The organism is Achromobacter sp. (assembly GCF_032102605.1).
GTDB lineage: Bacteria > Pseudomonadota > Gammaproteobacteria > Burkholderiales > Burkholderiaceae_B > Achromobacter.
In genome coordinates this window covers 518,869-537,945 of record NZ_DAMDGT010000001.1, presented here as the reverse complement: position 1 = coordinate 537,945, position 19,077 = coordinate 518,869, and the positions used below count along the sequence as shown (strand labels likewise).

Genomic DNA, 19,077 nt, shown 5'->3' with positions numbered 1-19,077 from the left:
CCCGGCTTAATGTTACGCCGGAAGCGCAGGCGCGTTTTGTCTTATTGATGACAATTTGGGGGCCGTCGACTGGAACGGAGGCGCGGCGGACGGCCGCCTGCCTGGCAGGCCGCCAAGGCCTGTAGAAGCCCCGCAGGCCCGCTACAGCGGCCCTGCTGGCCGGATACGCCCATTGCGGGCAGTCTTGGCTACAGCAGCCCCGCCGGCCTGATGCGCCCGTTGCGGGCAGTCTTGGCTCGCCGGTGTTCCGCACGGCGGCGGCGCGACTCCTTGGGGTCGAAGGTCAGGCCACGATAGATTTCCACCCGGTCGCCGTCGGCCAGCTTCGCCTGCGGCTCCGCTGCTCGGCCAAAGACGCCCACGCCGCTTTCCCACGGCTTCACGACCGGGAAGGCCTGCGAGAAGCCACTGGCCGCCAACGCGTTTTCGACCGTGGCGCCTTCAGGCAGGCGCAGCTCGCGCTGCCACACATGGCCAGGCAAGGCGTAGCAGACAACGACGCCGATCTGCCCCGCCTCGGACACGTCATTCGCCATACTTGGCCTGTGCGCGCTTGGTGAAGGAATCGATGAAGCTGGTCGCGATACGGTTGAACACGGGCCCCACCACCATCTCGAGAGCCCGGTTGGAGAACGCGTACTCAAGGGTGAAAAGCACCTTGCACGCGTCTTCGGCCAGGGGTTGGAACACCCAATGCCCCACCAGGCTGGAGAACGGCCCATCCACCAGTTCCAGGTCGATCCGGTCGGGATAGACGTGGGTGTTGCGTGTGGTGAAGCGCTGCTTCATGCCCGCAAACGAAATCAGGATGGAGGCCTGCATGCCGTGTTCGTCACGTGTCTGCACCTCGGCTCCGCCACACCATGGCATGAACTCGGGGTACTTCTCCACGTCGGCGACCAGGTCGAACATCTGGGCGGCGCTGTAAGGCACCAGGACGGATCGTTGTACTTTGTGCATCGACTATCGCAAATGGCTAGAATGGCAAGATTTTACCGGCACAGCGCATATTGGGCTTGATTGGCCCCGCACCGGATCCGCAGGACCCCCAGCAAGAAGGCTTTATGAGCATTATCGACAATCGCAAGGCCACGCACGACTATTTCATCGAAGACCGCTACGAGGCCGGCCTGGTTCTGCAAGGCTGGGAAGTCAAAGCGATCCGCGATGGCCGTGTGCAACTCAAGGAAAGCTACGTCATCGTGCGCGATGGCGAACTGTACCTGCTTGGCATGCACGTGAGCCCGCTGCCCACGGCCTCCACCCACATCCATCCCGACGCCATGCGCACGCGCAAGCTGTTGCTGAAGGCCGAGGAAATCAGCAAGCTCATCGGCAAGGTCGAGCAGCGCGGCTATACGCTGGTGCCGCTGAACCTGCACTACAAGAACGGGCGCATCAAGCTGGACTTCGCGCTGGGTCGGGGCAAGAAGCTTTTCGACAAGCGCGACACCGCGCGCGAAAAAGACTGGGCGCGCGAAAAGGAACGCATGATGAAGCACGACACGCGCGCCCCGCGCAAGAGCAAGGACGACTGATAACGCAACGGCAGCCGGCTCACGCGGCCACGGGCAGCAAGGGGCGTTCCGCCTCCTGCCCCGGCCCCAGGACCCGGTTGCGCCCCGCCGACTTCGCCGCGTAAAGCCTGCGATCGGCCCGCTCAAAGAACACCTGCAGGTTTTCACCGGGTATCCAGTCCTCTACCCCCGCGCTGAACGTATACGAAATCGTGCTGCCGCCGTGCGCGCAAGGCGTGCGCCGCACGGAGTCAAGCAGCCGCTCCGCCACTTCCAGCACTGCGTCGCTGCGCATGTCGGCGAACAGCACCCCGAATTCCTCCCCGCCCACCCGGCCCACGTGGTCTCCCGTGCGCAGCGTCGCCGTGGCCAGCAGGCCGAAATGACGCAGCACCGCATCGCCGGCCGCATGGCCGTGCGTGTCGTTGATGCGCTTGAAGTGATCGATGTCCAGCAGCAGCAGCGTCAAGGGACGGCGCATGCGCAGGGCCTGGGCGCAATAACGCTCGGCCTGCATCCACCAGGCCTTGCGCGACATGAGGCCGGTCAGGAAGTCCGTGTTGGCTTCTTGTTCGCGATCGGCCAGCATGCGGTCGTGGATGATCATGATCGTGCCGAGGGTCAGACAGGGCATGACCAGCACGCCCAGCGTCAGGAAGGCCACGCTCCAGATGGTGGGCTCCAGGAACGCCGACACCGCATCCAGTCCGATCAGGTAGACCGCCGCCCGCAGCGCGCATACCACCGCCGAAATCAGCGTCACCACCCAGACGAATCGGTAGCTGTAACGCGACCGGTGCGCGGGCATGTTGCGTTGGACCACGACGGCCACGGCCAGCATGAAGCCCATCTGCAACAGCGACATCGCCACGATGCGCGGGCCAACCTGCCAGTCGACATAGGTGTAGACCGCCACCGCCGACAGCGCCGACAGGCATCCCAGCGTCATGAGATGGCGGGGCACCGCCAGCCCGAGCAGCCGGCGCACGCCCGCATAGTAGGCGCACAGGGCCAGCGCAATGGCCGTGTTCGGCACGAGGATGGACGCCCACAAGGGCGCCTTGGTGTTCTGCAGCGCAAAAGTGGAAAACGCCAATAGCGTAAGCAAGTTGGCGCGTATGGTCTCGCGGATGCCGGCCATGCCGCTGCGCGCCAGCGACCCCAGAACACAAAGGGAAAGCAACCCCGCCAGCGCTGCTATCAGAAGCAAATTAACGGGAGCGATCATGGGTCGGGCGCCGCGGGGCGCGGTATCAGGTGTTGCGCGTGGACTTCACGATGGTCATGGCGGAGGCGATCATGCCGCCCACGTCAGACATATTGGCCGGCAGGATGAGCGTGTTGCCTTCCTTGGCCACGTTGCCGAACGCCTCGACGTAGCGCTCGGCCACCTTGAGGTTCACCGCTTCCATGCCGCCGGGCTGGCGCACGGCGTCGGCCACCTGCGTAATGGCCTTGGCGGTGGCTTCCGCGATCGCCAGGACTGCGGCGGCCTCGCCCTGGGCCTGGTTGATCTGCGCCTGCTTCTCGCCTTCGGAGCGGGCGATGGCGGCTTCGCGTTCGCCGGTGGCAATGTTGATCTGTTCCTGGCGACGGCCTTCGGACGCGGCGATCAGGGCGCGCTTTTCGCGTTCGGCCGTGATCTGCGCCTGCATCGAACGCAGGATCTCGTTCGGCGGCGTCAGATCCTTGATTTCGTAGCGCAGCACCTTCACGCCCCAGTTCAGCGCCGCCTCGTCCAGCGACGCGACGATGTTGCTGTTGATGGAGTCGCGTTCTTCAAAGGTGCGGTCCAGTTCCATCTTGCCGATGACCGAACGCAGCGTGGTCTGGGCCAACTGTGTGATCGCCGAGATGTAGTTGGACGAACCGTAGGAAGCGCGCATCGGATCCGTGACCTGGAAATACAGCACGCCATCGACCTGCAATTGGGTGTTGTCGCGCGTGATGCAGACCTGGCTGGGCACGTCCAGGGGGATTTCCTTGAGCGAGTGCTTGTAGGCGACGCGCTCGATGAACGGAATGACGAAGCCCGCGCCCGGCGACAGAACCCGGTCGAACTTGCCCAGGCGCTCGACCACCCAGGCATGCTGCTGGGGCACGATGGCGATCGCCTTGACGACGATCAGGATCGCCAGCGCAACGATGACGAGCAGCACGATAGTGGAAGTATCGATCATGATTTGAAGCCTCTTTTCGGGTAAACGCGCCGGGCTTGCCTGCCATGCCGGCCAGGTTTCCAACGGCTGTCCGCGCCGTGGCGCGGGCGGGTTCTGCTATGTCGAGCCGACGCTATTGGGAGTGAGCACCAGGATCGAACCGCGCAGTTCGGTAATGATGTGTTCGCCAGCCTGCGGGGCGCATCCCTTCGCCAGTTGAGCTTGCCAATGCGCGCCGCGATACCACACGCGGGCGGTGCCGCTGTCGGACCAGGCCTCGACCATGACGGTCTGGCCGATGTCCAGGTTGACGTCGGCATTGCGCGATGAATTGACCTCGCGCTTTTTCAGGACCCGGGTCTTGCGCAGCACCAGAAGCCCCAGCAGCAGCACCACGCCGCACGCCACCAACTGCCATTCCAGGCCGGCGTTCAGCCAGGCGGCGATGCCTCCGGCCGCCAACCCCAGCGCGACCAGCAGCAAATAGAAGGTTCCCGACGCCAGTTCCCCAATGAGGGCCAGCGCAGACAAGCCAAGCCAGATCCACATAGTCTTCAGATCGCCTGTAAGAATATTTCTCTGAGCGGATTGTACGTATTTCCAGGACGGAGCGGGAGACGCCACGCCCCCTCGGGAACAATAGGGCTGGATTATGATGTGCACTGGCGCGACCCGTCGCCAGACCACCGCGCCGTTTTTATCCACGCACAAGCCTTTATGACCGCTGCAACTCCTTCTGCTCTCCCCGTCCTGATCCTGCACACTGGCGATCCGGACGAAACGCTCAAAAGCCAGTTCGGCGGCTATGCCGAACAACTCCTGCGGGCCGCCGGCCTGCCCCCTGGCGGCGCCGAGATCGTCGCCGTGTACGAAGGCCAGCGCCCGCAGGCTCCGTCCTGCTACCGCGCCGCGCTGATCACCGGCTCGCCGGCCATGGTGTCGGACAAGGAACCCTGGAGCGAAGAAGCCGCCGCATGGCTGCGCGACGCCATGGCTGCCGGCCTTCCCATGTTCGGCGTCTGCTACGGCCACCAGTTGCTGGCGCATGCCCTGGGCGGCAAGGTCGGCTACAACCCCGCCGGGCGTGAAGTCGGCACTCAGACCGTCGAACTGCTGCCCACCGCCACCGGCGACACGCTGATGGCCGGTGTGCCGTCCACCTTCCCCGCCCAGATGTTGCACGCGCAGACCGTGCTGGAACTCCCCCCCGGGGCGGCGGTGCTGGCGCGGTCGGACCTGGACGAGCACCAGATGATCCGCATCGGGCGCAACGTCTTTTCGACCCAGTTTCACCCGGAATTCGGGCCGGATTTCATCATCGCCCACCTGGAACGCTACGGCCGCCGCTATGCCGCCGAAAACCTCGACGTGCCGGGCCTCACCGCGAACGTCCGGGCCACGCCCGTCGCGGGAGGACTGCTGCGCCGCTTCCTGGAGACCTATGCGCCTGGCGCCTGACCGCGACGACGCATCCGCCGCGACCTCCCGGGGTTAACGTCCACGGGGGACCGTGGCAACAAGCGGAGTGCGGCGCCCAGCCGGGCTTGAGACGATAGCGCCAAGCGTACGCAATCACGCGCAAGTCAGGAGTCCCCTATGAGCCCCGCCGCCGCCCCCTTGAGCAAACAGCACGCCGCAGCCGTCGAACGCGCCTGCCGCGCCCTCGAGGCCGAACAGCCGCCCGACCTGTCGACGCTTGCCGAACAGGCGGGCATGAGCCGCTTCCATTTCCATCGCGTCTTCAAGGCTGCCACCGGCATTACCCCGAAGGCCTACGCCAATGCGCTGCGCGCCAATCGCGCCCGCCAGCACCTTGAACAGAGCGCCAGCGTCACCGACGCCATGTACGACGCCGGATTCAATTCAAGCGGACGCTTCTACGAGACCGCGCCGGCCATCCTGGGCATGACGCCCACGGCCTTCCGCAAGAACGGCGAAGGCGTGGACATCCGGTTCGCGGTGGCCCAGTGCTCGCTCGGCGCGCTGCTGGTGGCCGCAAGCGGCACCGGCATCTGCGAAATCGCCCTGGACGAGGATCCGGACCGGCTCGTCAAGAACCTGCAGGACCGTTTCAAGGCTGCCAAGCTGATCGGCGCGGACCCCCGCTTCGAAAGCTGGGTGGCCGACGTGGTGGGCTTCGTCGAAGATCCCTCGCGCGGCCTGGACCTGCCGCTGGACGTGCGCGGGACGGCGTTCCAGCGCAAGGTCTGGGAGGCGCTGTGCGAGATCCCGCTGGGTGCGACCCAGACCTATGCCCAGGTGGCCGAACGCATCGGGTCGCCCGCTGCCGTGCGCGCCGTGGCGCGCGCCTGCGCCACCAACAACATTGCGCTGGCCATCCCCTGCCACCGCGTGGTGCGCACCGACGGTTCGCTGGCGGGATATCGCTGGGGCATCGACCGCAAGCGCGAACTGATTTCCCGCGAGGCAAAGGCCGCCTGATCCAGTCCGGCATCCGCGGGCCGCGCCCGCCGATGCAAAAAAAACCCCGCGTCCTTTTCAGACGCGGGGTTTTTTATTTCAGCCGGCCAATCAGTTCTTGGCCAGGCGCTGCCAGGTGTCGACAACGGTGTCCGGGTTGAGCGACATCGACAGGATGCCCTCGTCCTTCAACCATTGCGCGAAGTCCGGATGGTCGCTGGGGCCCTGGCCGCAGATACCCACGTACTTGTTGGCGGCCAGGCAAGCCTTGATCGCGCGACGCAGCATGAACTTGACGGCTTCGTCGCGTTCATCGAAGTCGGCGGCCAGGAGCTCCATGCCCGAATCGCGATCCAGGCCCAGAGTGAGCTGGGTCATGTCGTTGGAACCGATCGAGAAGCCGTCGAAGTACTGCAGGAACTCGTCGGCCAGGATGGCGTTGGACGGAACCTCGCACATCATGATCAGCTTCAGGCCGTTTTCGCCGCGCGCCAGGCCGTGCTTGGCAAGCAGGTCCACAACACGTTCCGCCTGGCCCAGGGTGCGCACGAACGGCACCATGATCTCGACGTTGGTCAGGCCCATTTCATCGCGCACCTTCTTGAGGGCTTCGCATTCCATGCGGAAGCACTCGGCGAAGTCCTCGGCGATGTAGCGCGACGCGCCGCGGAAGCCCAGCATGGGGTTTTCTTCCTCGGGCTCGTAGCGCGAACCGCCCACCAGCTTGCGGTATTCGTTGGACTTGAAGTCCGACATGCGCACGATGACGGGCTTCGGGTAGAAAGCAGCAGCGATCGTCGCCACGCCTTCGGCCATTTTCTCGACGAAGAACGCGCGTGGGCTGGCGTGGCCGCGAGCCGCCGATTCCACGGCCTTCTTCAGTTCGCCGTCCACGTTCGGGTAGTCCAGGACCGCCTTGGGGTGGATGCCGATGTTGTTGTTGATGATGAATTCCAGGCGGGCCAGACCGACGCCGCCATTGGGAATCTGGGCGAAGTCGAACGCGAGCTGCGGGTTGCCCACGTTCATCATGATCTTCAGATCGATGGCGGGCATCTCGCCGCGGCGGACTTCTTCCACTTCGGTCTCGATAAGGCCGTCATAGATGCGGCCTTCGTCGCCTTCGGCGCACGACACGGTGACGGCCTGGCCTTCCTTCAGCAGGTCGGTGGCGTTGCCGCAACCCACCACGGCCGGAATGCCCAGTTCACGCGCGATGATCGCCGCGTGGCAGGTACGGCCGCCGCGGTTCGTCACGATGGCCGAAGCACGCTTCATCACGGGCTCCCAGTTGGGGTCCGTCATGTCCGTGACCAGCACGTCGCCCGGCTGGACCTTGTCCATGTCGGAGATGTCGCCCACCACGCGCACGGGACCCGAGCCGATCTTCTGACCGATCGCGCGGCCGGTGATCAGAACCTGGCCCGTGGCCTTCAGGCGATAGCGCTGCTGCACGTCGTTGACGCCCTGCTGCGACTTCACCGTTTCAGGGCGCGCTTGCAGGATGTAGATCTTGCCGTCGATGCCGTCACGGCCCCATTCGATGTCCATCGGGCGCTGGTAGTGCTTTTCGATGATGACGGCGTAGCGGGCCAGTTCGTTGACTTCGTCGTCGGTCAGCGAGTAGCGATTGCGTTCGGACACCGGCACGTCGACCGTGCGCACGGCGCGGCCCTCGGGACGCTCGGGGTCGAATTCCATCTTGATCAGCTTGGAGCCGATGCGACGGCCAACGATCGGATAGTGGCCCTGTTCCAGCGTGGGCTTGAAGACGTAGAACTCGTCAGGGTTGACGGCGCCCTGCACGACGGTTTCGCCCAGGCCATAGGACGACGTGATGAAGACGACGTCCTGGAAGCCGGATTCGGTGTCGATGGTGAACATGACGCCGGCGCTGCCCTTGTCGGAACGCACCATGCGCTGGATGCCGGCCGACAAGGCGACGTCGGCGTGGGCGTAGCCCTTGTGCACGCGGTAGGAAATGGCGCGGTCGTTGTACAGCGACGCGAAGACGTGGCGGATCTTGTCCAGCACGTCGTCGATGCCCACGACGTTCAGGAAGGTTTCCTGCTGACCGGCGAACGAGGCGTCGGGCAAGTCTTCGGCGGTGGCGGACGAACGCACGGCGAACGAACCCTTGCCGTCGGCGTCGAGCTTGGCGAAGGCGTCGCGGATCTGCGTTTCGAATTCCGGCGAGAACGGCGCATCGACGATCCATTGGCGGATCTGCGCACCGGCGGTAGCCAGTTCGCGCACATCTTCGGGGTTCAGCGTGGTCAGGCGTTCAGCGATCCGCTTGTCCAGGCCGGAGGCCTTGAGGAAGTCGCGGAAGGCGTCGGCGGTCGTGGCAAAGCCGCCCGGCACGCGGACACCCGCGCCAGACAGCTGGCTGATCATTTCGCCTAGTGATGCGTTCTTGCCTCCTACCGAGTCCACGTCCGTCATGCGGAGCTGCTCGAACAAAACAACATACGACATTGAAGTCACCTTTTACAATGGAATGAAAGCGAGTTTGGTCAATGCATGAAACGCGCTGTTTTCGGCGGCCGGCGGACAACTTTTCCGACCTGCGCGAGCACGTTTTCAGACGCTGACCAAACTGGCCTTGGACCGCCCTTGGGGTGACTTATAGGGGCCTGATTGTACTCGGTGGAGTACGTCCGGCCATCTGCCTGGTTGGAATTTTTTACACATGACATCTACCCCTATCGTACGCACGGTATACATCGTTTCCGACAGTACCGGCATCACCGCGGAAACCTTCAGCCAGTCAGTACTTTCGCAGTTTGAAGAGGTCAATTTCAAGCCCGTCCGGCTGCCCTTCGTGGACACCCTGGAAAAAGCCGCGGAAGTCGCCATGCGGATCGATCGCAGCGCCCAGGATGCGGGCGTTCCTCCCATCGTGTTCAGCACGTTGGTCAATCCCGAAATCCTGGCTCGTGTTCGCCAGGCGAACGGCGTGTTCCTGGATCTGTTCGGCACCTTTGTCAGCCACATCGAGCAAGCGCTGGGCCTGAAATCCAGCCATTCCATCGGCCGGTCGCACATGCAGGCCAACTCCGAAAAATATCGGAACCGCATCGACGCCATCAACTTCAGCCTGGCGCATGACGACGGCCAATTCGTGAACCAGCTGGACCAGGCCGACGTGATCCTCGTGGGCGTGTCCCGCTGTGGCAAGACGCCCACCAGCCTGTACCTGGCGATGCAATACGCCATCAAGGCGGCCAATTTCCCCCTCACGCCCGACGACTTCGAGCGCGGCGCGCTGCCCTCCACCATCGCCCCGCACCGCGCCAAGCTGTTCGGCCTGTCCATCCAGCCCGAACGCCTGGCCGAAGTCCGCAACGAGCGCCGGCCCAACAGCCGCTACGCCCAGCTCGAGCAATGCCGCTATGAGGTGGCCGAAGCCGAGCGCATGATGCGCCGCGAGGGCATCTCCTGGCTGTCCAGCACCACGAAATCCATTGAGGAAATCGCGACGACGGTGCTGCAGGAGGTGGGCTTGGACCGGGGGTAAGACGCAACGCCGCCAGCACCCAGACCAGGGACGCCTATGCCGCAAGCGTCAGCCCGCGTTTCATGACCCCGCAATCGCCTGGCGCCGCTGCTCGAAGAGGCAAATGGCCGCTGCAGCGCCGACGTTCAGGGATTCCACCGCGGCGGCGTCGTGCGGAATCCGCACCTTGAGGCTGGCGGCGGCAAGCAGCGCCGGCGCCACGCCCTGGCCTTCGTGGCCAAAGATCCAGGCGCATCGTTCCGGCAGGCGATCGGCGTACAAGTCCCGGGCGCCATCCAGGGCCGTGGCCACCAGCGGAACCCGCAGGCGCGGCAGCAACGCCGCAAGGTCGACATGTTCGTGGATGTCCAGCGCAAAATGGGCGCCCTGGCCACTGCGCAGCACTTTGGGAGACCAGGCTGCCGCCGTCCCCGTCGCCAGGAACACGCGCTTCACACCCGCCGCGGCGCAGGTGCGCAACAGCGTGCCCACATTGCCAGGATCCTGGATGCGATCGAACAGGACACAGGTTTCTTCCACCTGGACCGGCAGTTCGAGCGTGGGCGGCGTCACCAGAAACGCGACGCCCTGCCCGCTTTCCACTGCAGCCAGGGACTGCATGAGCCTGGCGTCCAGCGCCAGGCTGATCCGTTCGGGCACCGCTGCGGCCAGGGCCGCGATGTCCGGCTGGGACAGGCGTTCCACGTCGAAGATCGCCTGGTCTGGCGCGCCATGCTGCTGCAGCCATGCCTGGCACAGGTGAACGCCGTCAAGCAGCACCGGCGCGCCGCGCTTGCCGGCCGTGCCTGCCAGCTTGGCCAACGCCTTCACCGCGGGATTGTCGCGGGAACTGATGTGCTTCATGAGACCAGGCCGAAGGCCTTGATGGGTGCGAAGCTGCGCCGATGTTCGGCGCAGGGGCCATGTTCGCGAAGGCGTTGCAGGTGCAGCGCCGTCCCGTAGCCTTTGTGCTGATCGAACGCATACTGGGGATACAGCGCGTGCAGGCGCAGCAGATCGGCGTCGCGGGCGGTCTTGGCAAGAATGGACGCAGCGGAGATCGAGGGCACCAGCGCGTCGCCCTTGATCACCGTCTGCACGGTGCAGCGCAGCTTGGGCGCCTGATTGCCGTCCACCAGCGCAAGCTGGGGCGCTGTGCGCAAACCCTGGACGGCACGCTGCATCGCCAGCATCGTGGCGCGCAGGATGTTCAGGCTGTCGATTTCCGCGACCGTCGCGCTGGCGATGCACCAGGCCAGCGCGTACTCCTTGATCTCGAGCGCAAGCGCTTCACGCCGCACCGCCGTCAGGACCTTGGAATCCGCCAACCCATCGATCGTTCGAGCTGGGTCCAGGATGACGGCCGCCGCGTAGACCTCGCCCGCAAGGGGGCCGCGCCCGGCTTCATCAATGCCAGCGGTCACCAGAGCGGGTTGCAACGGGGCCGCGAACAGTTCAGGCTGCTCCACCGGCCACCTCCAGAATCGCTTGCGCCGCGAGCGCAGGCGTGTCGCGCAAAAGGTCGTGATGCAGAGCGGTGAACCGAGCCTCGACGCGGGCCGTCAGCGCCTCGTCGGTCAACGCCTGCCAGGTCGCGTCAGCCAGTTTTTCCGGCGTGGCGTCATCCTGCAGAAGCTCCGGCACGGCGAAGTCGCGCAGCAGCACGTTCGGCAACCCCACCCATGGCAGATAGGGCCGCTGCTGGCCGGATTTCCAGGACATGATACGACGCATCCATGGCGACAGCACATAGGAAATCACCATGGGCCGCTTGAACAGCGCCGTCTCCAGCGTGGCGGTTCCGCTGGCCACCAGCACGGCCGTGGCGGCCTCCATGACGGACCAGGCCACCGGCGCCTTCCGGTCGCCGCCCTCGCCATGCAGGTCGTGCGCCGTGATGCAGCGCAGTCCGGGCACGGGGTGTTGCGTCAGGATATCCAGGAACTCCGCCCGCCGCTGGTCGTTGACCATCGGGACGACGCACTGAAGGGACGGATCTTTCTTAAGCAGTATCTGCGCGGCCTGCAAAAAGCGCGGCGCGAGAAGCCGGATCTCGGAAGACCGGCTGCCGGGCAGGATCGCCAGCACGCGCGCGTTCTGGTCTATGTCCAGTCGCGAGCGCGCCGCTGCGCGGTCCGGCTGCATCGGCACGGCGCCCGCAAGCGGATGCCCCACGTACGTGACCGGGATGCCTTCCTTTCGATAGATCTCTTCTTCGAACGGAAACAGCACCAGCATGTGCGACACGGACTCACGGATCTTGTGGATGCGCTCGTAGCGCCAGGCCCAGATCGACGGACCGACGAAATGCACCGTCGGCGTGCCGGCCTGCCGCAACTGATGTTCCAGCCGGAGGTTGAAATCGGGAGCGTCGATGCCCACGAAAACCGAAGGTGGCTCCGCCAGCCAGCGGCGCTTGACGTCGCGGTACGTGCCGAGCAGGCTGGGCAGGCGCTTCAGGGCGTCGACGTATCCGAACACCGTGAGCGCATGCATCGGATGCCAGGCATCGAAGTCGTGGGCCTGCATCTGCGGCCCGCCGATGCCCTCGCAACGAACGCTGCCGTCGCGCGCTTGCAGACCGGCAATGATGCGCCCGGCCAGCAAGTCGCCCGAGGGCTCGCCGGCCACCATGCCGATCCGCATGTTCATGGACGGATGATGCCGCGGGACGCGACGTCCAGGAAGTCGAGCATGGTTTGCAGATGCTCGGCGGCTTCGGGAATGGACTGCTGGCGTTCGCGCAGTTCGGCGCGCGCCGCATCCAGGGACAGGCCCCGGCGGTAGATGATCTTGTAGGCTTCGCGCAGGGCCGAAATGGCCGTCGGCGAGAAACCGCGGCGCTTCAGGCCTTCGACGTTGACGCCCACCGGACGGCAGGGATTGCCGGCGGCCAGCACGAACGGCGGCGCATCCTGCATCAGCGAGCTGTTGCCGCCCGTCATGGTGTGCGCGCCCACGCGCGAAAACTGGTGAACGCCGGTCAAGCCACCGATGATGGCCCAATCGCCCACGTGGACGTGGCCGCCCAACTGGACCGAATTAGCCAGGATCGTATTGCTGCCGATGTGGCAATCGTGCGCCACATGGACATAAGCCATGATCCAGTTGTCGTCGCCCAGCGTAGTGACGCCGCCATCCTGCGTCGTGCCCGTGTTGAGCGTCACGAATTCGCGCACGGTGTTGCGGTCGCCGATGGTGAGGCGCGTGGCCTCGCCCGCGTACTTCTTGTCCTGCGGCATGCCCCCGATGGAGCAATAGCGGTAGAAACGGTTATCGCGCCCGATAGTGGTCACGCCGTCGATCATGCAGTACGGACCGATCTCGGTGCCCGCGCCGACGGTCACATCGGGTCCCACCACTGCGAACGGGCCGATTACCGCGGTCGGGTCAATTTTTGCCGCCGGATCGACGACAGCGGTGGGATGGATATTTCCTGCCATTTACTCTTCCAGGCTGCGGATCGCGCACATCAGCTTGGCCGACGCCACTTCCTGGCCGTCGACGGTTGCACGTGCTTGATACTTACAGATGCTGCGGCTCAGGCGCTCTGCTTCGACCTCGATGCGCAACTGGTCACCCGGCACCACGGGGCGGCGGAAACGCGCGCCGTCAATGCCAACCAGGTAATAGGCGGTCTTGGCGCCTTCGCACTTGAGCCCGCCGTTTTCGTCCGTGAACGAAAAGAGCGCCGAGGCCTGCGCCATGGCTTCAACGATGAGCACGCCCGGCATCACCGGATGATGAGGAAAGTGACCGTTGAAAAACGGCTCGTTGATCGAGACGTTCTTGATGGCGACAATGGATTTGCCGGGCACCATTTCAACAACACGGTCAATCAGCAGCATCGGGTAGCGATGCGGCAGCCTCTCCATGATCCCCTTGATGTCGAGTTCCATTTTTCTATGCTTTCCTGCGAAATGAAATAATGTGGCGGCGCGGACGCGGCGCACCCGGGCGGCAAAAGCGCCTCAGCCCTTTTCCAGCGTCCGAACGCGGCGGCGCAATTGCGCCAACTGTTGAATAACGGCTGCGTTGTGCTGCCATTCGCCATGTTCCGCGTACGGGAAGACCCCGGTATAGCGGCCAGGCTTCGAAATATTGGACGTCACCGCCGTGCCGCCCGAAACATGCACGTCGTCGCCCAGGACCAGGTGCCCGGACAGCATGGCGGCCCCGCCGATGGTGCAGCGTTCGCCGATGGTCGTCGAACCCGCCACACCCACGCACGCCGCCATCGCGGTGTGCGCGCCGATGCGGCAGTTGTGGCCAATCATGATCTGGTTATCCAGCTTCACGCCGTCGGCCAGCACCGTGTCTTCGAGCGCGCCGCGGTCAACCGTGGTATTGGCGCCGATTTCGACGTCATCCCCGATGGACACGCCGCCAAACTGGGGAATCTTGCCCCAGGCGCCCTTGCCCAGCACGGGATCCGGCGCGAAACCGAAACCGTCCGCACCCAGCACCGCTCCGCTGTGGAGGATGACCCGGGCTCCGATCTTCACGCCTTCGTACAGCGTGACATTGGCATGCAGGCGTCCGCCTGGTCCGATGGAACACCCCGGGCCGATGACGCAGCCGGGACCCATCACGGTGCCGCGGCCGATCCGCGCGCCGGACTCCACGACGCAGTTGGGTCCGATGCGCACGTCTTCCTCGATGATCGCGTCAGGCGCGACGACCGCGGAGGGATGCGTGTCAGCGGGAAGCGAAGGCCGGCGGGCAGTGTCGAACCACTGCGCGACGCGCGCATAAAGCAGGTAGGGATGCTTGCAGACGACCAGCGCGAAGGCAGGACGGCCGCCATCCTGAGCTTCCAGAGCGTCGGCGACTTCGGGCGAGACGATGACCGCCCCTGCGCCGGTTGCGCCGAGCTGCGTCTGGTAGCGAGGGTTGGCCAGGAAGGCAATTTCCTGGGGGCCAGCCGAAGACAGCGTCCCGATGCCGCAGACCCTGACAGGGTCTGCGCCGGGAATTGCACTGATACGCCAGTCCAACCCCTGGGTATTGGCGGCGCTCAACAGTGCTTCAAGCGTTGGCGCGCGGGCAAGATCCAGTAAAACCGGCATGACTGGAGGCTATCGCTTACTTGCCCAGGCTCTGAATCACCTTGTCGGTGATGTCGATGCGCGGGTTGACCGTCACTGCGTCCTGGATGATCAGGTCGTAGCTTTCCTGTTCGGCGATGCGCTTGATGGCGTCGTTGGCCTTGGACACGATGCCGGAGAACTCTTCGTTGCGACGACGATTGAAGTCTTCCTGGAATTCGCGGCGCTTGCGCTGCAGGTCGGTGTCCAGGTTGGACAGTTCGCGCTGACGCTTGACGCGGTCGGACTCCGACAGGACAGGCGCGTCCTTGTCGAACTTCTCGGCTTGCGAGCGCAGGCTGTTGTTCAGGCGCTGGAGTTCGTCGTCGCGCTTCTTGAATTCGGCTTCGATCTTGCTTTGTGCAGCCTTGGCCGGACCCGACTCACGCAGGATACGCTCGGTATTTACGAAACCGATCTTCGTACCTTGCGCTTGCGCGGGGATCGCGGCAGCCGAACCGAGAATGAGCGCACCCACCAGGGCAATGGAGCCGCCCAGCTTGCCACGGCGCTTTGCGCCCAGCGTCTTCGATGATTTAAGTGCGGAATCAGACATCATGAAAATCTCACCTTCCAGTAAGGCAAAGCCAAAGTGTGTATTGTGCCACTAAACAGCAAGGACGCTGGGCCGGTGGGCCCTGCCCTTGTTTTCAAGAGTAACGCCTAGCTTAGAATCCCGTGCCGATCTGGAACTGGAAGCTTTGCTTGTCGTCGCCCTGCTTGGAATTGAGCGGCCGCGCATAAGACAACTGCAGCGGACCCATCGGCGACTGCCACGACAGGCCGATACCTGCCGAGAAACGCCAGCCGCACGGATCCTCGACCTCGGTGTTGTCGCGCCCGCGGGTGCAGCTCAGGCCACTGCCCGCCGAAACCTGGCCGGCGTCGCTGAAGAGGAACCAACGCAGCGTGCGGTCCTTCGAGGCGCCCGGGAACGGCAGGTACAACTGGGCGTTCGCCACGATCCGGCGCGTGCCGCCCAGGTAATCGCCAGTCTTGACGTCGCGCGGGCCCAGAGAGGAGCCCTCGTAGCCGCGAACGGTGCCGATGCCGCCGGCATACACGTTCTTGATGACCGGGTAATCCTTGCTGCCGTAGCTCTGGCCCCAATCAACCATGCCGTTCAGGGCCAGCGTATACGAGCCGCCCAGCGGCACGTAGTACTGCTGCTGCGCCGTCAGCATGGTGTATTGCAGATCGATGGTCGAGAGATCGGCCTTCAGGCGGGTGTACGAACCCTTGGTCGGCGCCAGCGCGCTGTCGCGCGTGTCCTTGGACCAACCGGCGCTGAAGATCACCGCATTGGTCGAGTCGCCGTACTGATCGACGAAGTCCTCGTAGGCCAGCGGCGAGTTGTTGTACAGGTCGATCTGGTTGCGTTCGTAGTTGCCGCCCAGGAAGATGCGGTCGTACTCCGAGATCGGGATACCGAAGTTCATGCCCAGGCCCATGGCCTTGACGCGGTAATCGCCGTCGTTGTTGTTCCAGGGCTCGGTCACGCGGTAGTACGCGGACGTCGTGCGGCTGATGCCGTCCTTGGTCCAGTACGGGTCCGTGTGCGACAGCACCACGGCGCGGTTCGTCTTGCTGGTGTTCAGCTGCAGGGTCAGGTTGGTGCCGCTGCCGAAGACGTTGTCTTCGCTGATGCCCGCCGACAGAATGGCCTTTTCGGAGGAGCCGTAACCCACACCCAGGTTGATCATGCCGGTGGGCTTTTCCTTCACGTCGACGTTGACATCGACCTGGTCGGGCGAACCCGGCACCGGATCGGTCTTGACGTTCACGTCGCTGAAGTAACCCAGGCGGTCAACGCGATCGCGGGAAGTCTTGATGTCGGCGGCGTCGTACCAGGCGGCTTCCTGCTGGCGCATTTCGCGGCGCACGACCTCGTCGCGGGTGCGCGTGTTGCCGCCAATCTGGATGCGGCGCACGTAAACGCGGCGGCTGGGATCGACGTAGAACGTCAGGTCGGCTTCGTGCTTGGCGCGGTCGAGCTGCGGGTTGGGGTTGACGTTGGCGAACGCGTAACCCAGGTCGCCCAGGTAGTCGGTAATGGCCTTGGCCGAATCGTTGGTCTTGGCGGCGGAGAAGGTCTCGCCCCCCTTGACCTGCACCAGGTTCTCGATTTCCTTGTCGAGGCCAAGCAGGTTGCCTGCCAGCTTCACGCTGCGGACCTTGTAGGGTTCGCCTTCGTGCACGGTAATCGTGATGCGGATGTCCTGGCGATCAGGCGAAATCGTGACTTGCGGGGGCTCGACCGAGAATTCCAGGTAACCCTGGTCAAGGTAGAAGGAGCGCAGACGTTCCAGGTCGCCTTCGAGCTTTTCGCGCGAATACTTGTCGGTATCCGTATACCAGGTCAGCCAACCCGGCGTGGTGAGCTTGAACTCGTCCAGGAGGTCGCTTTCGGAAAAGGCCTTGTTGCCGACGAAACGGATTTCCTGGATGCGGGCGACCGAACCTTCGAACACGTCGAAGCTGACGCCCACGCGATTGCGCGGCAGCGGGGTCACGGTGGAGGTCACTTCGACGCCGTACTTGCCCTTGGACAGATACTGCTGCTTCAGTTCGTATTCCGCCCGCTCGAGCATGGAGCGGTCGAAAATGCGGCCTTCGGCGAATCCCACCTGGGCGAGCGAGGTGGTGATGGCCTTGGAATCGAATTCACGCATGCCGTTGAAATTGACGGCTGCGATGGTGGGGCGTTCCTGCACGACCACGACGACGACATTATTGTCCGTCTGGATTTGAACGTCGGTGAAAAAGCCCGTTCCGTAGAGGCGGCGAATGGCTTCGGTGGCTTCTTCTTCGGTGAACTTTTCACCGACCTTGACGGGGAGATAACCAAATACGGTGCCGGCGTCGGTTCGTTGAATACCCTCTACGCGGATATCCCGTACGACAAAGGGTTCGAAGGCATGGGCCAAGGCCGGCAACAGCAATGCGGCAACGAGACCCGGCAATACACCCTTTTTGTGATGAAACATCCGGCGAAAAGACATCCTTGAGTATCCTCGGTCGTGCAAATGGCGGGGGATTTTATGCTAAATCGCGTTCAAGTGAACAAACGCGTGAAATCGTTAAACAGCGCAAGCCCCATGAGACCTGCCAATAAACCAATGCCGGCGCGCTGTCCGATGTCGATCCACTTTGCTGGCGGCGGGCTGCCCCGCACAATTTCGACGAGATAGTACAGCAGATGGCCGCCATCCAGCATAGGAATGGGAAGCAAATTTAAAACGCCCAGGCTGATGCTGATCAAGGCGATATAGGCGATATACGCAACAATACCGATCCTTGCGGTCTGGCCGGCGTAGTCGGCAATGGTGACCGGCCCGCTGACGTTGCGCCAGGAGACGTCGCCCGTCACCATGCGGCCCATCATCCTGAGGGAAAACCAGGCGGTATCCCAGGTACGCACGGCGCCGCGCCACAGGCTGTCGAAAACGCCATAGCGGACGGTCACCATGGGCACGTTGCCGCCGAGCTGCACGCCCAGGCGGCCGATTTCCTGGCCATTGACCGTTTCCGGACGAGGCGTGACGTTCAGCGTGACACTGGCGCCGGCACGAACCACCGTCAGGGCCAGCGTCTTGCCGGCGCTTTCCTGGATGAGCTTGACCAGCGCACCGGTGTCCGGCGCCGGCTGGCCATCGACGGCCACGATCAGGTCGCCATCGCGCAGGCCGGCGGACTGCCCTTCCCCACCGTCGATGACGCCGCGCACGGCCGGCTTGGGCTGGGCCAACCGGATGCCAGCCGCGGCGAGGGGGTCGCCCTCGGCAGGATCCATCGTGTTGGGGGGGAGATCGAGTTCGCGTTGCTGGACCGCGCCCGAGGGAGTGCTGACTTCGATGCGCGCCCGGCCGCCGGTCGACATGACGTCCATCAGGCGCCAGCGGGCGTCGGACCACGAAGCGACTTCCTGGCCATCGATGGAGAGGATGCGATCGCCAGCGATCAAGCCCGCGCGGGCGGCGGGGGTTTCGGCTGCGGGCGGCGCGATGATGGCAACGGGCTCTTCGGTGCCGGCCATGTTCAGGCCGGCATACAGGAGCACCGCGAGAATCAGGTTGAATATGGGGCCGGCCGCAACGATGGCGATGCGCTGCCCGACAGGCTTGGTGTTGAAGGCGCTGGCCGCCACCTTGGGGCTGGCTCCGGCGGGCGCGTCGTCCAGCATCTTGACGTAGCCGCCCAGCGGCAGCGCCGAGACGGCCCATTCGGTGCCATGGCGGTCGGTGCGGCGCAGGATGACCTTGCCGAACCCCACCGAAAAGCGCAGCACCTTGACTCCACACAGGCGGGCAACCCAATAGTGCCCGAGCTCATGAAAAATGATCAGTGAGCCAAGCGCTACGGCAAAGGCCAGCAGGGTGAAAAGCATGGGATAG

19 protein-coding genes are annotated in these 19,077 nt (G+C 64.3%); 4 read left to right on the top strand and 15 right to left on the bottom strand.

Going from position 1 to position 19,077, the window contains the following annotated elements:
• Positions 1 to 188 precede the first annotated feature (188 nt).
• Entirely contained in the window at positions 189 to 536 is a 348-nt protein-coding gene (locus RT614_RS02520; RefSeq protein ID WP_313620033.1) for an RnfH family protein, read from the bottom strand.
• Complete coding sequence (locus tag RT614_RS02515) at positions 526 to 960, bottom strand: type II toxin-antitoxin system RatA family toxin (protein ID WP_313620032.1); 435 nt, start codon at positions 958 to 960, stop codon at positions 526 to 528. Before RT614_RS02515 ends, RT614_RS02520 begins: the two co-directional genes overlap by 11 nt.
• Before the next feature lie 59 nt (positions 961 to 1,019).
• On the opposite strand from RT614_RS02515, the gene smpB reads away from it, so the two are divergent.
• Entirely contained in the window at positions 1,020 to 1,538 is a 519-nt protein-coding gene (gene smpB, locus RT614_RS02510; protein ID WP_313620645.1) for an SsrA-binding protein SmpB, read from the top strand.
• 19 nt (positions 1,539 to 1,557) lie between these two features.
• Here smpB and RT614_RS02505 read toward each other — a convergent pair whose 3' ends face one another.
• The 3 genes from RT614_RS02505 to RT614_RS02495 form a co-directional block, all read right to left on the bottom strand.
• Complete coding sequence (locus RT614_RS02505) at positions 1,558 to 2,745, bottom strand: diguanylate cyclase (RefSeq protein WP_313620031.1); 1,188 nt, start codon at positions 2,743 to 2,745, stop codon at positions 1,558 to 1,560.
• A gap of 25 nt (positions 2,746 to 2,770) precedes the next feature.
• Entirely contained in the window at positions 2,771 to 3,697 is a 927-nt protein-coding gene (locus RT614_RS02500; RefSeq protein ID WP_313620030.1) for an SPFH domain-containing protein, read from the bottom strand.
• Between the two features lie 96 nt (positions 3,698 to 3,793).
• A complete protein-coding gene (locus RT614_RS02495; RefSeq protein WP_313620029.1) occupies positions 3,794 to 4,225 on the bottom strand; it encodes an NfeD family protein in 432 nt (143 codons plus the stop codon).
• A gap of 168 nt (positions 4,226 to 4,393) precedes the next feature.
• Here RT614_RS02495 and RT614_RS02490 point away from each other — a divergent pair, with 168 nt between their 5' ends.
• Complete coding sequence (locus RT614_RS02490) at positions 4,394 to 5,134, top strand: glutamine amidotransferase (RefSeq protein ID WP_313620028.1); 741 nt, start codon at positions 4,394 to 4,396, stop codon at positions 5,132 to 5,134.
• A 138-nt stretch (positions 5,135 to 5,272) separates the two neighbouring features.
• On the top strand, positions 5,273 to 6,118 hold the full coding sequence (locus tag RT614_RS02485; protein ID WP_313620027.1) for a methylated-DNA--[protein]-cysteine S-methyltransferase: 846 nt from the start codon (positions 5,273 to 5,275) through the stop codon (positions 6,116 to 6,118).
• 90 nt (positions 6,119 to 6,208) lie between these two features.
• Here the strand turns inward: RT614_RS02485 and ppsA are convergent, their stop codons facing one another.
• Positions 6,209 to 8,575 (bottom strand): phosphoenolpyruvate synthase, encoded by a 2,367-nt coding sequence (ppsA, locus tag RT614_RS02480; RefSeq protein WP_313620026.1) that lies wholly within the window; start codon positions 8,573 to 8,575, stop codon positions 6,209 to 6,211.
• Between the two features lie 214 nt (positions 8,576 to 8,789).
• On the opposite strand from ppsA, the gene RT614_RS02475 reads away from it, so the two are divergent.
• Positions 8,790 to 9,617, top strand: a complete 828-nt coding sequence (locus RT614_RS02475; RefSeq protein ID WP_313620025.1) for a pyruvate, water dikinase regulatory protein — start codon at positions 8,790 to 8,792, stop codon at positions 9,615 to 9,617.
• A 60-nt stretch (positions 9,618 to 9,677) separates the two neighbouring features.
• On the opposite strand, the gene RT614_RS02470 is transcribed toward RT614_RS02475, so the two are convergent.
• From RT614_RS02470 to rseP, 9 genes are all read right to left on the bottom strand, one after another.
• A complete protein-coding gene (locus tag RT614_RS02470) occupies positions 9,678 to 10,460 on the bottom strand; it encodes an RNA methyltransferase (RefSeq protein ID WP_313620024.1) in 783 nt (260 codons plus the stop codon).
• Entirely contained in the window at positions 10,457 to 11,065 is a 609-nt protein-coding gene (rnhB, locus tag RT614_RS02465) for a ribonuclease HII (protein WP_313620023.1), read from the bottom strand. The genes RT614_RS02470 and rnhB overlap by 4 nt, the downstream gene beginning before the upstream one ends.
• The gene (lpxB, locus tag RT614_RS02460; protein ID WP_313620022.1) at positions 11,052 to 12,248 is read right to left on the bottom strand and encodes a lipid-A-disaccharide synthase; all 1,197 of its coding nucleotides are present in this window, start codon (positions 12,246 to 12,248) and stop codon (positions 11,052 to 11,054) included. The genes rnhB and lpxB overlap by 14 nt, the downstream gene beginning before the upstream one ends.
• Positions 12,245 to 13,039 (bottom strand): acyl-ACP--UDP-N-acetylglucosamine O-acyltransferase, encoded by a 795-nt coding sequence (lpxA, locus tag RT614_RS02455; RefSeq protein ID WP_313620021.1) that lies wholly within the window; start codon positions 13,037 to 13,039, stop codon positions 12,245 to 12,247. Before lpxA ends, lpxB begins: the two co-directional genes overlap by 4 nt.
• A complete protein-coding gene (fabZ, locus tag RT614_RS02450) occupies positions 13,040 to 13,495 on the bottom strand; it encodes a 3-hydroxyacyl-ACP dehydratase FabZ (protein ID WP_006385190.1) in 456 nt (151 codons plus the stop codon). It abuts the gene before it with no gap.
• A gap of 72 nt (positions 13,496 to 13,567) precedes the next feature.
• Complete coding sequence (lpxD, locus tag RT614_RS02445) at positions 13,568 to 14,665, bottom strand: UDP-3-O-(3-hydroxymyristoyl)glucosamine N-acyltransferase (RefSeq protein ID WP_313620020.1); 1,098 nt, start codon at positions 14,663 to 14,665, stop codon at positions 13,568 to 13,570.
• A 16-nt stretch (positions 14,666 to 14,681) separates the two neighbouring features.
• Complete coding sequence (locus tag RT614_RS02440) at positions 14,682 to 15,242, bottom strand: OmpH family outer membrane protein (protein ID WP_313620019.1); 561 nt, start codon at positions 15,240 to 15,242, stop codon at positions 14,682 to 14,684.
• Positions 15,243 to 15,351: 109 nt separating this feature from the next.
• Positions 15,352 to 17,685, bottom strand: a complete 2,334-nt coding sequence (bamA, locus tag RT614_RS02435; RefSeq protein WP_313620018.1) for an outer membrane protein assembly factor BamA — start codon at positions 17,683 to 17,685, stop codon at positions 15,352 to 15,354.
• Between the two features lie 53 nt (positions 17,686 to 17,738).
• Positions 17,739 to 19,070 carry an RIP metalloprotease RseP gene (rseP, locus tag RT614_RS02430; protein ID WP_313620017.1) on the bottom strand — a complete coding sequence of 444 codons (1,332 nt, stop codon included), beginning with the start codon at positions 19,068 to 19,070 and terminating at the stop codon, positions 17,739 to 17,741.
• Positions 19,071 to 19,077: the final 7 nt, after the last annotated feature.

Bases quoted from the DNA above. Each gene is read 5' to 3' on its own strand.
- RT614_RS02520 (WP_313620033.1), bottom strand. From the start codon at position 536: ATGGCGAATGACGTGTCCGAGGCGGGGCAGATCGGCGTCGTTGTCTGC.
- RT614_RS02515 (WP_313620032.1), bottom strand. From the start codon at position 960: ATGCACAAAGTACAACGATCCGTCCTGGTGCCTTACAGCGCCGCCCAG.
- RT614_RS02505 (WP_313620031.1), bottom strand. From the start codon at position 2,745: ATGATCGCTCCCGTTAATTTGCTTCTGATAGCAGCGCTGGCGGGGTTG.
- RT614_RS02500 (WP_313620030.1), bottom strand. From the start codon at position 3,697: ATGATCGATACTTCCACTATCGTGCTGCTCGTCATCGTTGCGCTGGCG.
- RT614_RS02495 (WP_313620029.1), bottom strand. From the start codon at position 4,225: ATGTGGATCTGGCTTGGCTTGTCTGCGCTGGCCCTCATTGGGGAACTG.
- RT614_RS02490 (WP_313620028.1), top strand. From the start codon at position 4,394: ATGACCGCTGCAACTCCTTCTGCTCTCCCCGTCCTGATCCTGCACACT.
- RT614_RS02485 (WP_313620027.1), top strand. From the start codon at position 5,273: ATGAGCCCCGCCGCCGCCCCCTTGAGCAAACAGCACGCCGCAGCCGTC.
- ppsA (WP_313620026.1), bottom strand. From the start codon at position 8,575: ATGTCGTATGTTGTTTTGTTCGAGCAGCTCCGCATGACGGACGTGGAC.
- RT614_RS02475 (WP_313620025.1), top strand. From the start codon at position 8,790: ATGACATCTACCCCTATCGTACGCACGGTATACATCGTTTCCGACAGT.
- RT614_RS02470 (WP_313620024.1), bottom strand. From the start codon at position 10,460: ATGAAGCACATCAGTTCCCGCGACAATCCCGCGGTGAAGGCGTTGGCC.
- lpxB (WP_313620022.1), bottom strand. From the start codon at position 12,248: ATGAACATGCGGATCGGCATGGTGGCCGGCGAGCCCTCGGGCGACTTG.
- lpxA (WP_313620021.1), bottom strand. From the start codon at position 13,039: ATGGCAGGAAATATCCATCCCACCGCTGTCGTCGATCCGGCGGCAAAA.
- fabZ (WP_006385190.1), bottom strand. From the start codon at position 13,495: ATGGAACTCGACATCAAGGGGATCATGGAGAGGCTGCCGCATCGCTAC.
- lpxD (WP_313620020.1), bottom strand. From the start codon at position 14,665: ATGCCGGTTTTACTGGATCTTGCCCGCGCGCCAACGCTTGAAGCACTG.
- RT614_RS02440 (WP_313620019.1), bottom strand. From the start codon at position 15,242: ATGATGTCTGATTCCGCACTTAAATCATCGAAGACGCTGGGCGCAAAG.
- bamA (WP_313620018.1), bottom strand. From the start codon at position 17,685: ATGTCTTTTCGCCGGATGTTTCATCACAAAAAGGGTGTATTGCCGGGT.
- rseP (WP_313620017.1), bottom strand. From the start codon at position 19,070: ATGCTTTTCACCCTGCTGGCCTTTGCCGTAGCGCTTGGCTCACTGATC.